16 protein-coding genes and 1 pseudogene are annotated in these 13,824 nt (G+C 72.3%); 9 read left to right on the plus strand and 8 right to left on the minus strand.

Going from position 1 to position 13,824, the window contains the following annotated elements; genetic code table 11:
* The 3 genes and pseudogenes from AB0I83_RS06255 to AB0I83_RS06265 form a co-directional block, all read right to left on the minus strand.
* Positions 1-284, minus strand: a pseudogene (locus AB0I83_RS06255) (coagulation factor 5/8 type domain-containing protein); the annotation flags it as partial.
* A gap of 177 nt (positions 285-461) precedes the next feature.
* Complete coding sequence (locus tag AB0I83_RS06260; RefSeq protein WP_363303806.1) at positions 462-1,319, minus strand: transglutaminase-like domain-containing protein; 858 nt, start codon at positions 1,317-1,319, stop codon at positions 462-464.
* A 28-nt stretch (positions 1,320-1,347) separates the two neighbouring features.
* A complete protein-coding gene (locus tag AB0I83_RS06265; protein ID WP_363303807.1) occupies positions 1,348-2,349 on the minus strand; it encodes a GNAT family N-acetyltransferase in 1,002 nt (333 codons plus the stop codon).
* 117 nt (positions 2,350-2,466) lie between these two features.
* Between AB0I83_RS06265 and fdxA the strand changes: the two genes are divergently transcribed.
* Positions 2,467-2,787, plus strand: coding sequence for a ferredoxin (gene fdxA / locus AB0I83_RS06270; RefSeq protein ID WP_014154250.1), 321 nt, complete (start codon positions 2,467-2,469; stop codon positions 2,785-2,787).
* A gap of 96 nt (positions 2,788-2,883) precedes the next feature.
* Positions 2,884-3,987, plus strand: a complete 1,104-nt coding sequence (gene dapC, locus AB0I83_RS06275) for a succinyldiaminopimelate transaminase (protein WP_356844374.1) — start codon at positions 2,884-2,886, stop codon at positions 3,985-3,987.
* An 82-nt stretch (positions 3,988-4,069) separates the two neighbouring features.
* On the opposite strand, the gene AB0I83_RS06280 is transcribed toward dapC, so the two are convergent.
* Together AB0I83_RS06280 and AB0I83_RS06285 are read right to left on the minus strand one after the other, a co-directional pair.
* Entirely contained in the window at positions 4,070-4,417 is a 348-nt protein-coding gene (locus tag AB0I83_RS06280) for an ATP-binding protein (protein WP_363303808.1), read from the minus strand.
* Between the two features lie 305 nt (positions 4,418-4,722).
* Positions 4,723-5,616 (minus strand): hypothetical protein, encoded by an 894-nt coding sequence (locus AB0I83_RS06285; RefSeq protein WP_363303809.1) that lies wholly within the window; start codon positions 5,614-5,616, stop codon positions 4,723-4,725.
* A 62-nt stretch (positions 5,617-5,678) separates the two neighbouring features.
* Here AB0I83_RS06285 and dapE point away from each other — a divergent pair, with 62 nt between their 5' ends.
* Both dapE and AB0I83_RS06295 read left to right on the plus strand, forming a co-directional pair.
* Complete coding sequence (gene dapE / locus AB0I83_RS06290) at positions 5,679-6,758, plus strand: succinyl-diaminopimelate desuccinylase (RefSeq protein WP_356536523.1); 1,080 nt, start codon at positions 5,679-5,681, stop codon at positions 6,756-6,758.
* Positions 6,759-6,843: 85 nt separating this feature from the next.
* Positions 6,844-7,629, plus strand: a complete 786-nt coding sequence (locus AB0I83_RS06295) for a TIGR00730 family Rossman fold protein (protein ID WP_356536525.1) — start codon at positions 6,844-6,846, stop codon at positions 7,627-7,629.
* 110 nt (positions 7,630-7,739) lie between these two features.
* On the opposite strand, the gene folP is transcribed toward AB0I83_RS06295, so the two are convergent.
* On the minus strand, positions 7,740-8,612 hold the full coding sequence (gene folP / locus AB0I83_RS06300) for a dihydropteroate synthase (RefSeq protein WP_356536526.1): 873 nt from the start codon (positions 8,610-8,612) through the stop codon (positions 7,740-7,742).
* 163 nt (positions 8,613-8,775) lie between these two features.
* Between folP and AB0I83_RS06305 the strand changes: the two genes are divergently transcribed.
* Together AB0I83_RS06305 and AB0I83_RS06310 are read left to right on the plus strand one after the other, a co-directional pair.
* Complete coding sequence (locus AB0I83_RS06305; protein WP_356536598.1) at positions 8,776-9,171, plus strand: DivIVA domain-containing protein; 396 nt, start codon at positions 8,776-8,778, stop codon at positions 9,169-9,171.
* Positions 9,168-9,761, plus strand: a complete 594-nt coding sequence (locus AB0I83_RS06310) for a DNA-3-methyladenine glycosylase I (RefSeq protein WP_363303810.1) — start codon at positions 9,168-9,170, stop codon at positions 9,759-9,761. The genes AB0I83_RS06305 and AB0I83_RS06310 overlap by 4 nt, the downstream gene beginning before the upstream one ends.
* A 9-nt stretch (positions 9,762-9,770) precedes the next feature.
* Here the strand turns inward: AB0I83_RS06310 and AB0I83_RS06315 are convergent, their stop codons facing one another.
* Positions 9,771-10,583 carry an enoyl-CoA hydratase-related protein gene (locus AB0I83_RS06315; protein ID WP_356536530.1) on the minus strand — a complete coding sequence of 271 codons (813 nt, stop codon included), beginning with the start codon at positions 10,581-10,583 and terminating at the stop codon, positions 9,771-9,773.
* 314 nt (positions 10,584-10,897) lie between these two features.
* On the opposite strand from AB0I83_RS06315, the gene AB0I83_RS06320 reads away from it, so the two are divergent.
* Complete coding sequence (locus AB0I83_RS06320; RefSeq protein ID WP_184573330.1) at positions 10,898-11,065, plus strand: DUF3117 domain-containing protein; 168 nt, start codon at positions 10,898-10,900, stop codon at positions 11,063-11,065.
* A gap of 160 nt (positions 11,066-11,225) precedes the next feature.
* Here AB0I83_RS06320 and AB0I83_RS06325 read toward each other — a convergent pair whose 3' ends face one another.
* Positions 11,226-11,891, minus strand: a complete 666-nt coding sequence (locus AB0I83_RS06325; protein WP_356536532.1) for an O-methyltransferase — start codon at positions 11,889-11,891, stop codon at positions 11,226-11,228.
* A gap of 177 nt (positions 11,892-12,068) precedes the next feature.
* On the opposite strand from AB0I83_RS06325, the gene sigE reads away from it, so the two are divergent.
* Both sigE and AB0I83_RS06335 read left to right on the plus strand, forming a co-directional pair.
* Positions 12,069-12,827: an RNA polymerase sigma factor SigE gene (gene sigE / locus AB0I83_RS06330; RefSeq protein WP_356536600.1), complete on the plus strand. Its 759-nt coding sequence runs from the start codon at positions 12,069-12,071 to the stop codon at positions 12,825-12,827.
* Positions 12,824-13,810 carry a zf-HC2 domain-containing protein gene (locus AB0I83_RS06335; RefSeq protein ID WP_363303811.1) on the plus strand — a complete coding sequence of 329 codons (987 nt, stop codon included), beginning with the start codon at positions 12,824-12,826 and terminating at the stop codon, positions 13,808-13,810. The genes sigE and AB0I83_RS06335 overlap by 4 nt, the downstream gene beginning before the upstream one ends.
* Positions 13,811-13,824: the final 14 nt, after the last annotated feature.

The following is a 13,824-nucleotide window of genomic DNA, read 5'->3' on the forward strand; positions in this document are numbered from 1 at the left end:
TCCTGCTTCTTGAAGATCTCGTCGACCTTGCCCTGGATGTTCGGCGTCGAGGGGTCGAAGACCAGCACGTTGGGCCCGAGGTCACCACCGCCGGGCAGCTCCGCCGCGTCCTCGGCGAACGCCGACTGGCCGGTGGGGACGGCCATGAGCAGCGAGACGGCGAGTGCGGCGAAACCGATCGCCCTGGAGCGGCGGGGCGAGCGACGAGCGGTGGGGGGCTCGGAGTTCGTGGGGGGAACTTGCATGTGTGACGTCTCCTGAGTCGTGGTACGGGTGCACGACAGAACCTGCGAGAGACGAGAGAGCGCTCTCCCGCATTGCTGATGTAACCGCTGTCGCCCTGGACACGTCAAGAGGTGTGCGTCAGGAGCCTCGATCGGCCGTCCTGCCGGCAACAAGTGACGGCGGGTGTGGGGTGATCGGGCGTTCTGAGCACAATGACCCCACACCCGGGAGGGGCTTCAGTTCAGCAGTGCCCTGGCGGCCTGGGCCCGGTGGCGGATGGCCTCCGCCGCCGTCGGCTCGATGCCGTCGACGATCTCCGCGTACTCGTCCATCTCCGCGGCTCCGCGCATGAACTCCCCGCGCTGCACCAGGAGCTGGGCCCGCTCGTAGCGCAGCCTGGCCGGGTGCGAGGGCAGCAGCAGGGAGAGTTCGAGCGCCCACAGCGCCACATCGGTGCGCTCGGGCCGGGCCGTCGCCCAGGCCCGTACGTTGTTCAGGATCCGCAGCACCGTCTCCAGCGGCCTGGCGGGCAGCGGCATCGACGCGTCCGGTGCCGCCCCCGTCGTCCCGCTCACCATGAGTTCGGCGTCCTCGCCGCTCAGCGGGGCGCCCCCGGCGAAGGGATCGGCCAGTACCCGCTCCGCCGGGTCGCCGAAGCCGACCACGTAGTGACCGGGGAGCGCCACCCCGTACACGGGGGCGCCGGCCCGCCGCGCCACCTCGATCCAGACCACGGACAGCAGGATCGGCAGGCCTCTGCGGCGCCGCAGGACCTGCTGGAGCAGCGAGGCGTCCAGACGCTGGTAGTCCCGCGTGGAGCCCGCGAACCCGCAGCGCTCGCCGAGCAGTTCCGCGAGTGCGGACGCCCAGCCGCGGGCGTCGCGGGCACCGTACGGCAGGAGGCCCGCCAGCCGGTCCAGCTCGATCTGCGCGGCGTCGATGCCGTACGGATCGCTCTCCGCCGCCGGGCCGGGCGCCGGGTACGCCTCCGCGCCCAGCAGCAGGCAGAGCAGTGCGAGGTCCGGGCGCTCGGCGCGCGCCTCCTCGGCGAACCGCCGCCGACGTTCGGCCGTGCCGGAATCCTGAGTGCTCATATGACACGTACCCCTGCTGCTGTCCCCGCTACGCGGGCCGGAAGTGGTGGTAGATGTGGTGGGTCGCGAAGCCCATGCCGTCGTACAGCGCACGGGCCCCTCCATTGTCCGCCTCCACCTGGAGCCACGCGGCCGAGGCGCCCTCGTCCGACGCGGTGCGTGCCAGTGCCGTCATGACGGCCGTGGCGAGACCGCGCCGCCGGTACTCCGGGTCGACCTCCACGGCCATGAAGCCGGCCCACCGGCCGTCCACCACGCAGCGCCCGATCGCGGCGGGCCTCCCGTCGGGGTCCTCGCCCGGCACGGAGGCGAACCACACCGAGGGGCCGCTGCCCAGCACCTTCAGCACATGTGGCCCAGGGGTTTCGAAGCGCTGGTAACGGGAGAGCCACGCGGCGTCCGCCTGGCGCGCCGTCCGGACGGCGGAGACGTCCGCGTCCAGGTCGCCCACCGGTGCCAGCGCCGCGATCCGCACCTCGGCCGACACCTCGCGCCGCCACCCGTGCTCCTCCAGGCCCGCGCAGAGCCGCTCCTGGGTGCCCTCGGCGCCCGTCGCGGCCTGGACGTACGCGGGCAGATCCCGTTCCGCGTACCACTCCCGGACCCGGCCGAGCGCCTCGCCGAGCGGAAGCCCCGGATCGCCGAGCGGCAGCGCGGAGTTGGCGCGGCGGGTGAATCCGCCCGCCGCGCGGAGCCGCCAGTCGCCGAGGCGTTCGCTCTCCACGGGCTGCCAGGCGCGCGCGGTGGCCAGGGCGAGTTCCTCGAAGGAGGCCGCGGGCCCTCGGCGGCGCGCCGGGGCCGGGGGTACGATCTTCCCCGCCACCAGGGAGGATTCTGGAATGCGGACAATCCGGCCGTGCCGCGTCGTGACCGAGAGCACACCGTCGTCCCACGATGTGAGAACGCCGAGGATGTCGGTGAACCTGGCACCCTCCACCGGGGTTTCGGCGACGCGCCGCACGGATACGCGTTTGCCCACGTCAGCGGGCGTCATGCGAACCTCGAGTTGTCCGCCGATGGTGAATTCCACAGCTCTGTACGCCCCTCCTGTTCGGATCGTGCCCCGGAACGGAGATACTAGGGGCGGGCATCGACGACGCCGCGCTCCCGCGCGAGAGCCAACGCCCTACCGAGGAGGAACGACAGCGTGACTTACGTCATCGCGCAGCCTTGTGTCGACGTGAAGGACAAGGCCTGCATCGAAGAGTGCCCCGTCGACTGCATCTACGAGGGCTCCAGGTCCTTGTACATCCATCCGGACGAGTGCGTCGACTGCGGAGCCTGTGAGCCGGTCTGCCCGGTCGAGGCCATCTTCTACGAGGACGACACCCCGGAGGAGTGGAAGGACTACTACAAGGCCAACGTCGAGTTCTTCGACGACCTCGGTTCCCCGGGTGGCGCCTCCAAGCTGGGTCTTATCGAGCGCGACCACGCGTTCATCGCCGCGCTGCCGCCGCAGAACCAGTAGCAGCCCGCACAGCGCCGCCCGGTCCCGTACGGCTCGTCACCGTGCGGGGCCGAGGTGTTTTCCGGCAGCCAGGCCCGTACGAGAAAGCAGAGTTCCGTGTCCGCAGCACTCCCCGTCTCCTCCCGCCTCCCGGTCTTCCCCTGGGACAGGCTCGCGCCGTACAAGTCGACGGCCGCTGCCCACCCGGACGGCATCGTGGACCTGTCGGTCGGCACACCGGTCGACCCGGTGCCCGAGCTGATCCAGCGGGCGCTGGCCGCCGCGTCGGACAGCCCCGGCTATCCGACGGTGTGGGGCACCGAGGCGCTGCGGGACGCCCTGGCCGGCTGGGTGGAGCGCAGGCTCGGCGCGGGCCGCGTGGCCCACGAGAACGTGCTGCCGGTCGTCGGCTCCAAGGAGCTCGTCGCCTGGCTGCCGACCCAGCTGGGTCTCGGCGCGGGCGACAAGGTCGCCCACCCGCGGCTCGCCTACCCGACGTACGAGGTCGGCGCGCGGCTCTGCGGCGCCGAGCCCGTCGCGTACGACGACCCGACGGAGCTGGACCCGGAGGGGCTGAAGCTCCTCTGGCTCAACTCGCCCTCCAACCCGACCGGCCGGGTCCTGCCGAAGGACGAGCTCGTCCGGATCGTGGCCTGGGCACGCGAGCACGGGGTGCTGGTCTTCAGCGACGAGTGCTACCTGGAGCTCGGCTGGGAGGCCGAACCCGTCTCCGTGCTGCACGCGGACGTCTGCGGCGGTTCGTACGAGGGCCTCGTCGCCGTGCACTCGCTCTCCAAGCGCTCCAACCTCGCCGGATACCGTGCGGCCTTCATCGCGGGGGACGCGGCCGTCCTCGACGAGCTGCTCCAGATCCGCAAGCACGGCGGGATGATGACCCCCGCGCCGGTCCAGGCGGCGACGGTCGCGGCACTCGGCGACGACGCGCATGTGGCGCGGCAGCGGGCGCGGTACGCGCGGCGGCGTACGGCGCTGAGGGCGGCGCTGGAGGCCCACGGCTTCCGGATCGAGCACAGCGAGGCCAGCCTCTACCTCTGGGCCACCCGCGACGAGCCGTGCTGGGACACCGTGGCGCACCTCGCGGAGCTCGGAGTCCTGGTGGCGCCGGGGGACTTCTACGGGCCGGCCGGGGACCGCTTCGTGCGGGTGGCGCTGACCGCCACGGACGAGCGGGTGGACGCGGCGGTCGAGCGGCTGTCCTGACGGCGGGGAGACGCCGAGGGGCCCCGGGAGTGCGCACTCCCGGGGCCCCTCGGCGCGTCCGTGCGACGCGTGCTCCGGTGGATCAGCCGATCGGCAGGCCCTTGGTCGGCAGGCTCTTGGTCGGCAGGGTGTCATCGGTCAGCTCGCCGTCGGCCACGGTGCCGGCCGTCTGAAGGGTCTTGCCCGCGGCGGGAAGGGTCGTGCCGACGACCTTGCCGCCGGTCTCGTTCGCGACGCCGGAACCCTGCTTCGAGGCGGAGTCCAGCGTGCTGCTCAGGCCCGCGCCGTCGAGCGAGGACAGGCCGCCGAGCGCGGGGGTCTGCGGGAGCCCCGCGGCGCCTGCGGCACCGGCCGCGCCGACCACGGGTGCCGCACCCGCGGCGATCAGCAGCGCGGCACGGGCGATCCTGCGGGTCAGGGGGAGGGACATGATGCTCCTTCGACGGGACGTCAACGGTCCGGCGGACAAGGAATCCGCCTGTCCGGCGATCGGACGCACTGAACAACAGGTCCGGGGGCGGGGGAGGTTGCGGGGCACCGAGGTAAAGACTGCGCAATGCGTCGGATAATCCGTAAAGGAGGAACCCGGGCGAAGGGTGTATTCGGCAGCGACCTGATGAACCGTCACTTCACTTGCCCCGTAAGGCGATCACCCCGGGCGGGGCGGGTGCGGAAGGGGCTCGGCGGGACCGGACCGGACGACGGCGGCGCGGCCCGTACGAGCGACGGGCCGTACTACTGAGCGAGCCGCATTCGGACGCTCCCGGCGTCCGATTCCTTACGTTCCGTCCGCCAGCCCGTGTCGGCGGTCCAGATCCGGCCGGCGTAGGAGACCTCGTCGATCCGCAGGGTGCCGGCCCGTGCGACCGCCCAGTGGGCGAGCTCCCAGCCGCGCAGGGCGGACGCGTCGTCCCGGCCCCGTACGGGCACCGACACCACGCTCGCCGCCGCCGCGCCCGCGGAGGCCGCCGATGGCAGGACGTCCTTGCCGAAGGCGCGCACCAGATCGGCCCGCACCTCGGTCGCGTCCCCGGGCCCCGGGGCGGCGGCCGTCGACGAGGAGCAGGTCAGCGAGGCCGGCGCGCGACCGGTCAGCGCGGCGGACAGCAGAGTGGCGTCCGGCTCGTGCTTGGCGTACGCCTGCGGGAACCCGCTCTTCTGGACGCGCTGTGCCGCGACGGTCAGGGGCAGCCGCGAGTACCCCGGGACCTCGGCGAGGTGCTCGTAGAACCTCCCGGACGAGTAGACCGGGTCCAGGATCTGCTCCGGGGTCCCCCAGCCCTGCGAGGGACGCTGCTGGAAGAGCCCGAGCGAGTCGCGGTCGCCGTGATCGATGTTGCGCAGCGCGGACTCCTGCAGCGCGGTCGCCAGCGCGATGGTCACCGCGCGCTCCGGCAGCCCGCGCGTGGTGCCCACGGCGGAGATCGTCGCGGCGTTGGCGGCCTGGTCCGGACTGAGCTCGTACGTGCGCTCGCCGCCGTCCGCGGAGACCACGGTGCAGCGGGGGGCGCCCCTGTGGCCGGAGACGTACTGCACGGCCAGATAGCCGGCCAGGGCCGCGAGCACGGCGAACGCGGCCGCTACACGGAACAGGCGGCTGCGGCGGGGGGTGGAGACGGTCCTGGGCACGTGGCCCACCGTACTGGAGGGTACGACCGGGGCCGAGACCGAAGTCCCTTAGGCTCGTGGCCATGGACGGACACAGGATCGACCTCGCACTCGACGGCCCGGCGCTCACCGCCCGGCTGGTCGACTTCCCGTCGGTCAGCGGGCAGGAGAAGGACCTCGCCGACGCCATCGAGGCGGCCCTGCGCCCCCTGCCGCACCTGACCGTGGAACGCCACGGCAACAACATCGTGGCGAGGACGCGACTGGGCCGGGCCGAACGCGTCGTACTGGCCGGGCACATCGACACCGTGCCGATCGCGGACAACGTGCCGTCCAGGCTCGACGACGACGGCGTGCTGTGGGGATGCGGGACCACCGACATGAAGTCGGGCGTCGCCGTCCAGCTGCGGATCGCGGCCACGGTGCCGGAGCCCAACCGCGACCTCACCTTCATCTTCTACGACAACGAAGAGGTCGCCGCCCACCTCAACGGCCTCGGGCAGGTGGCCGACGCGCACCCCGACTGGCTCGACGCGGACTTCGCCGTCCTGCTCGAACCCTCCGACGCGCAGGTGGAGGGCGGCTGCCAGGGCACGATCCGGGTGCACCTGCGGCTCGCGGGGGAGCGGGCCCACTCCGCGCGCAGCTGGATGGGCTCCAACGCGATCCACGCCGCCGCGCCGGTGCTGGCCAGGCTCGCCGCGTACGAGCCGCGCCGACCGGTGATCGACGGCCTGGAGTACCACGAGGGGCTCAACGCCGTGGGCATCGAGGGCGGCGTCGCCACCAACGTCATCCCGGACTCCTGCACCGTGGTGGTCAACTACCGCTACGCACCCGACCTCACCCCCGAGGAGGCCGAGGCGCACGTCCGGGAGGTCTTCGCGGACTGCGGCGTCGTCGACTTCACCCTCGACGACCACTCCGGCGCCGCGATGCCCGGACTCTCGCACCCCGCGGCCAAGGCGTTCATGGAGGCGGTCGGCGGCACGGCCCAGCCGAAGTTCGGCTGGACCGACGTGTCCCGGTTCGGCGCGCTCGGTGTCCCCGCGGTGAACTACGGACCGGGCGACGCGCTCTTCGCGCACAAGCGGGACGAGCACGTGTCGATCGACCGGATCACCCACTGCGAGGAGCGCCTCCGCTCCTGGCTCACCAGCTGACTCACGGCATTCCCCTGCGTGTAACCTCCGCCGATCTACGCTGAAGCGACACACGCACATCGCAGGTCGGCGAAGGGAGCAGGTCATGGGCAACCCGGAGGACGCACGGATCCCCGAGGGCGCGCAGATTCCCGAGGGCGCGGTGAAGCCCGAGGAACAGCGACTGGGTCCGGTACTGCGCCGCAGGGACCAGATCCAGCCGGGCACGACCGACCAGCGGCTGCTGGACTCGGAGGGCGACTCCGAGTGGGTGCACACCGACCCCTGGCGGGTCATGCGGATCCAGTCCGAGTTCGTGGAGGGCTTCGGCGCGCTGGCCGAACTCCCCAGCGCCATCAGTGTCTTCGGCTCCGCCCGCACCCCGGTCGGCGGGCCGGACTACGAGGCGGGCGTACGCATCGGCAGGGCGCTGGTCGAGGCCGGGTTCGCGGTCATCACGGGCGGCGGCCCCGGTGCCATGGAAGCGGCGAACAAGGGCGCGCGGGACGCCAAGGGCGTGTCCGTCGGGCTCGGCATCGAGCTGCCGTTCGAGTCGGGTCTGAACCCGCACGTCGACATCGGCGTCAACTTCCGCTACTTCTTCGTCCGCAAGACGATGTTCGTCAAGTACGCCCAGGGGTTCGTCGTCCTGCCCGGCGGCCTGGGCACGCTGGACGAGCTCTTCGAGGCGCTGACCCTGGTGCAGACGGGCAAGGTCACACGCTTCCCGATCGTCCTGTTCGGCTCGGCCTACTGGGGCGGACTGGTGGACTGGCTGCGGGACACGGTGGTCGCCGGGGGCAAGGCCTCGGAGCGGGACCTGATGCTCTTCCACATCACGGACGACGTCGACGAGGCCGTCCGGCTGGTGACGAAGGAAGTGGGCCGGTAGGAGCCCCCGGCTCCCCCGTCCCGCCCGGTCCGGACGGCACCCCTCCCGCCCCGGGGAGGGCGGGAGGGGTGCCCCTCGCGGCCCGCCCTGCGGCTCACGGCCCCGCGGCTCTAGGCCAGCCCCCGGCGCGCCACCGCGGGCGGCCGGTGGCCCGCGATGGACGCCACCATGTCCAGGACCTGCCGCGTCTCGGCCACCTCGTGCACCCGGTACACCTGCGCCCCCAGCCACGCCGACACCGCCGTCGTCGCGAGGGTGCCGACCACCCGCTCCTTCACCGGCCTGTCGAGCGTCTCCCCGACGAAGTCCTTGTTGGAGAGGGAGACCAGCACCGGCCAGCCCGTGGCGGTCATCTCGCCCAGCCGGCGCGTCGCCTCCAGCGAGTGCCGCGTGTTCTTGCCGAAGTCGTGCCCCGGGTCGATCATGATCCCGTCCGGCCTGACCCCGAGCTCCACGGCCCGCTCCGCCAGCCCCACGGTCACCCGCAGGATGTCGGCCATCACGTCGTCGTAGGCGATCCGGTGCGGCCGCGTGCGGGGCTCCGCGCCGCCGGCGTGCGTGCACACCAGCCCCGCGCCGTACCGTGCGGCGACCTCCGCCAGCTCGGGGTCGACACCGCCCCACGCGTCGTTCAGCAGGTCGGCCCCGGCCTCGCAGACCGCCTCGCCCACGTCGTGCCGCCAGGTGTCCACGCTGATCACCACGTCGGGGTGGCGGCGGCGTACCTCGGCGACGAACCCGACCGTGCGGCGCGCCTCCTCCTCGGCGGTGACCTCCTCGCCGGGGCCGGCCTTCACCCCGCCGATGTCGATGATCGCGGCGCCCTCCGCCACGGCCTGCTCGACCCGGGAGAGCGCGGGTTCGTCGTGGAACGTCGCGCCCTGGTCGTAGAAGGAGTCGGGAGTCCGGTTCACGATGGCCATCACCACCGGCTCGTGCGGCCCGAACTCCCGCCGCCCCAGCCTGAGCGCCCCGCTTCGCATCCCTGCTTCCTTCCTGTAGCCCGCCTGCGACTTTAGGCCCTCCCCGGATCACGTGGGGCCCCGGTGCGGGGCGTCCGGGCGCGTGCCGACCCGGACGAGAACCCCTGACTGTCGGTGGCACGTGGCACGATCTGACCTGAACAGCTGTTCCGCTTCCTGGGAGATGCACGTGTTCTGGTTCTTGCTGCTCACGATGGCCGTCGTGGTGGCCGCGGTGACGCTCGCGGTGGTCGGCGGAGGCAAAAGCGCGGTGCTGCAGGACGTCGAGCCCGAGCGGCTCACCGACCCGCTGCCCGCGAACCGCCCGGTCGGCCGCGCCGACGTCGAGGCCATGCGCCTGCCCATGGCCGTGCGCGGCTACCGCATGGCGGACGTCGACGAGGCACTCGGCAGGCTGGGCGCCGAGCTCGCCGAGCGGGACGCCCACATCGCCGAACTGGAGTCGGCACTGGCCGGTGCCCAGGCGACGGCCGTGACCGGACCCGACCTCTTCAAACGGCCCGGCGAGCCGCTCACCGGGGGGAGCGGCCACGCGCGGGACGAGGAGGACGGGCGTTGAGCGGAGCCGAACCCGCGGCGGACGGGCTTCCCCGCTGCCCGTGGGGCCTGGCCACGGAGGACTACCTCGCCTATCACGACACCGAGTGGGGCCGTCCCGTCCACGGCGACGACGCCCTCTTCGAGCGGCTCTGCCTGGAGGCCTTCCAGTCGGGGCTGTCGTGGCTGACGATCCTGCGCCGTCGTGAAGGCTTCCGCACCGCCTTCGCCGGGTTCAGGATCTCCGCGGTCGCGGAGTTCACCGACGCCGACAAGGAACGGCTCCTCGCCGACGCCGGGATCATCCGCAACCGCGCGAAGATCGACGCGACGCTGGCCAACGCCGAGGTGCTGGCGGGCTGGGGTCCGGGCGAGCTGGACGCGCTCATCTGGTCGTACGCCCCCGATCCGGCCTCCAGGACCGTCCCGCGCACCCTCGGTGACGTCCCGGCGACCACCCCGGAGTCCACCGCGCTGGCCAAGGACCTGAAGAAGCGGTCCATCCGGTTCGTCGGTCCCACGACGGCGTACGCGCTGATGCAGGCCTGCGGCCTGGTCGACGACCACCTGGCCGACTGCGTGGCCCGGGGCGGCCGGCAGGTGAGCCGGTAGGCAGCAGCCCTACCTGCCGAGGTACTTCGGCCGCTGCTTGGCGAGGAAGGCCTCGACCGCGATCGTGTGGTCCTGCGACGCGCCCGCCCGCGTCTGGAGTTCGTCCTCCTTCTCCAGCGTCTCGGAGAGGGAGTGCGCCGCGCCGTACGCCACGGACGCCTTCAGCGCCGCGTATGCCACCGTCGGTCCGTCCGCGAGGGCGCGGGCCACCGCCAGCGCCTCCTTCGCGAGGTCGGCGGCGGGCACCACCTTGTTGGCGATACCCAGCTCGTACGCGTCCTGGGCGGAGATCGAACGCGGGAAGAACAGCAGGTCGGCGGCGCGGCTCGCGCCGATCAGCCGCGGCAGCGTCCAGGAGACCCCCGAGTCGGCGGTCAGCGCCACGCCCGCGAAGGACGTGTTGAAGGAGGCCGTGTCGGCGACCACGCGGTAGTCGGCGGCGAGCGCGAATCCGAATCCCGCCCCCGCGGCGACCCCGTTGACCCCCGCGACCACGGGCTTCTCCATCTCGGTCAGGGTGCGCACGATGGGGTTGTAGTGCTCCCGCACCGTGCTCAGCGCGTTGCCGCCGCCCGACTCGCGCGCCTCGGAGAGCTTGGAGACGTGCTCCTTCAGGTCCTGGCCGACGCAGAAGGCGCGCCCGGTGGCGGTGAGGAGGACCGCCCGCACGGCGGGGTCGTCGGCGACCGCGCCGAGCGCGTCGCGAAGGGCGACCTTGGCGGCGGTGTTCATGGCGTTCATCGCGTCGGGGCGGTTGATCGTGATCGTCGCGAGCCCGTCGTCCAGGTCCGTGAGCACGGCATCGGCCATGGTGTCGGCCATTCCTTTTTCCCCTTACGGCTCCGTCGTTGTGCCTGTCGGGGCAAGCATGGCGGACTTCGGGCGGGCAGGACATGTGACCTGCGTCTAACGATTGGACCTCGACCAGGGGCGGAACGCGGCGCAGTATCGCAGCTGGATCGCCGAATTAGGTGGTTTTGGGAAAGCGCGTTGCGCAAGCGATGCCGACCGATGTTGGTCATCGGGGTCCCTGATGCGGGATAATGCGGAGGAAGCATTGTGTTCGACGCCGGTGAGGCAGCGCCTGTCATGGAGCCGCCGGCTGCGATGAGCTGGTTTCAGGAAGGGGAACGAGCATGGCGGCCATGAAGCCGCGGACGGGCGACGGCCCGCTCGAGGTGACAAAGGAGGGGCGGGGCATCGTCATGCGCGTTCCGCTCGAAGGCGGCGGTCGGCTGGTCGTCGAGCTGACTCCGGACGAGGCGAACGCACTCGGTGACGCGCTGAAGAAGGTTGTCGGCTGACGCGGAGACGCCCACACTTCACCACTGCCCCGGCACGCACTCCGTGCCGGGGCAGTGGTGCGTCCGGGGACGGCCCAGGGCAGGCGGCGGGGTGCGGCCGGCTGTTCACGGAGGACGGGTGGTGGAGCCTGGCTCCCCGCGGCGGGCGCCGGACGGGCGCTCAGCCGCGCCGTACCGCGCACAGCAGGCCGTCGCCCACCGGGAGCAGTGTCGCCATGAGTTCCTGGCTCTCGCGCACCGCCCGCAGCAGTTCGCGCAGCCGCAGCACCTCGGCCGGCTGCGCGGCGGAGTCGATGGTGCGGCCGTCCGCGAAGACCCCCTCGAAACACACCAGGCCGCCGGGCCGGAGCAGGCGCAACGATTCAGCCAGGCAGTCGAGGCTCTCCAGCCGGTCGCCGTCGCAGAAGACGAGGTCGTATCCGCCGTCCGCGAGCCGCGGCAGGACGTCGAGGGCGCGCCCGGGGATGAAGCGGGCCCGGTTGGTGGCGAAGCCGGCCGCCCGGAACGCCTCGCGGGCGAACTGCTGGCGCTCGGGTTCCGGGTCGACCGTGGTCAGTACGCCGTCCGGGCGCATGCCCTGCAGCAGGTAGATGCCCGACACGCCCGTTCCGGTGCCGATCTCGGCCACCGATTTGGCGTCCGCGGTGGCAGCGAGCAGGCGCAGCGCCGCGCCGGTGCCTGATGACACCGGGCGGAGCCCCGTCTCGTGGGCCCGGTCCCGGGCCCAGAGCAGAGCCTCTTCCTCGGCGACAAAGGCGTCTGCGAATGCCCAGCTCGTCTGCCGGTTGGCGGTAATGACCCTCTCCTGTCCCCGTAGTTGGCGCAACGGTGACTGTATCCGCTGCACCCGGGAACCCGCAGATGGGACCGGGCGTTATGTGGGGGTGGAGGAGAACAGCCGGACCGGGCCGTGGGGCCGGGCCCGGAATGTGCCTCTTTCCCCCGGGGACACCCGGGCATGAGCAGGTAAAAGGCTTATCCGGAGCTAACGGGCGGGGTGGCTATGGTAGGGGCTCCACTGGACACCACCAGAGCCGATAGGGGAGGTGCGGCTGCGCCTGTGGATCGGGGAGGAGTGCTGCGGCGCTTTCTCGGGTCGGCGGGTGAGCCGAAATCCGTGACCAACACCGCTGACCGTTCTTCCAACGACTCCGCACCGACCGCGACCTTCGCCTCAGATGCGGATCAGGCGTGGACCCCGCCCTCATGGGAAGAGATCGTCAGCACGCACAGCGGCCGCGTGTACCGACTCGCCTACCGGCTGACGGGGAACCAGCACGACGCCGAAGACCTCACCCAGGAGGTCTTCGTCCGCGTCTTCAGGTCCCTGTCGACCTATACGCCCGGTACTTTCGAGGGCTGGCTGCACAGAATCACGACGAATCTCTTCCTGGACATGGTCCGCCGAAAGCAGCGGATCCGCTTCGACTCCCTCGGTGACGACGCCGCGGAGCGGCTTCCGAGCCGTGAACCCTCCCCGCAGCAGGTCTTCAACGACACGCACTTCGACGCCGACGTCCAGCAGGCGCTCGACACCCTCGCACCCGAGTTCCGCGCGGCGGTCGTGCTCTGCGACATCGAGGGCCTCTCCTACGAGGAGATCGCCGCGACACTCGGCGTCAAGCTCGGCACCGTGCGCAGCCGCATCCACCGTGGGCGCTCCCACCTGCGCAAGGCACTCCAGCACCGTTCGCCCGAGGCTCGCGCCGAGCAGCGCTCCCTGGCGGACGCGGTCCTGGCGGGGGAGGGAGGTTCGGCGTGAGTGGCACAGGTCCGACCCCCGCGGAGCAGCATCTGGGGGACCGACTCGCCGCGCTTGTCGACGGCGAGCTCAAACACGACGCCCGGGAGCGGGTCCTGGCCCATCTGGCGACCTGTACCAGGTGCAAGGCGGAGGCAGACGTCCAGCGCCGGCTGAAGAGCGCCTTCGCGACGTCCGCCGCACCCTCACCCTCCGAGGGGTTCCTCGCGCGCCTGCAAGGGCTTCCCGCGGGCCCTGGCGGGGACGGCTCCGGTCCGGGTGACGCCTTCGGCGACGGCCGGCGCTTCGGTGAGGGAGTCTTCCCCGTGACGCGACCGGGTGGTGTGCCCGCGGACTCGGGACGCTCCCCGCTGCGAGGCCTCGGATACCTGCCCACCGCCCACGGCTCGACCGCCGTGCTGCCGGGCGGACCGTCCGGCTCCACCTTCCGTATCCACGCCGTGGGGCGCGAGGCCGAACGTTCACCCTGGCGCGCCCGGCGCTTCGCGTTCGCCGCGGCCGGGGCCGTCTCGCTCGCGGCCATCGCGCTCGGCGGCGCGCTCCCTCTCGACTACACCCCGGACGCGCCGTTCAGCGCCGCCGAGGAGACGGGCACCAGCGCCACCGCGCTGAAGGCCGAGGAGCGGGCCGGCGGCGCCGGTACCGCGGCCCGCCGCAGTGGTGGCGGTGCGCTCGCGGCCCCGGTCGGACCGGGCAACCGGCCCTCCTACGCCCCGTCCCCGTCCGCCAGGCCCGTGTTCGCCGCCGCGCCGTCCTTGCTGAGCACGTCCGCACTCACCGGCGGGGGCACGCTCGCCTACCCCGTGCTGAACGTCACCGTGCCGCCGCTGATACGTCCTACCGACGCCGGCCCGCTGTACTCGGCCACGCTCGGCGGGGGTGCGGTACCGACGGCGCCGAGCGCGACGGCCTCCGCGCCTTCCGCCACTGCTTCCGCTCCGGCTCTGCACGACCGCGCGATGCCGCTGACTCCGCTGCGCTGACCGGGAACCTGCGC

This window comes from Streptomyces sp. NPDC049970, assembly GCF_040660235.1.
Classification (GTDB): domain Bacteria; phylum Actinomycetota; class Actinomycetes; order Streptomycetales; family Streptomycetaceae; genus Streptomyces.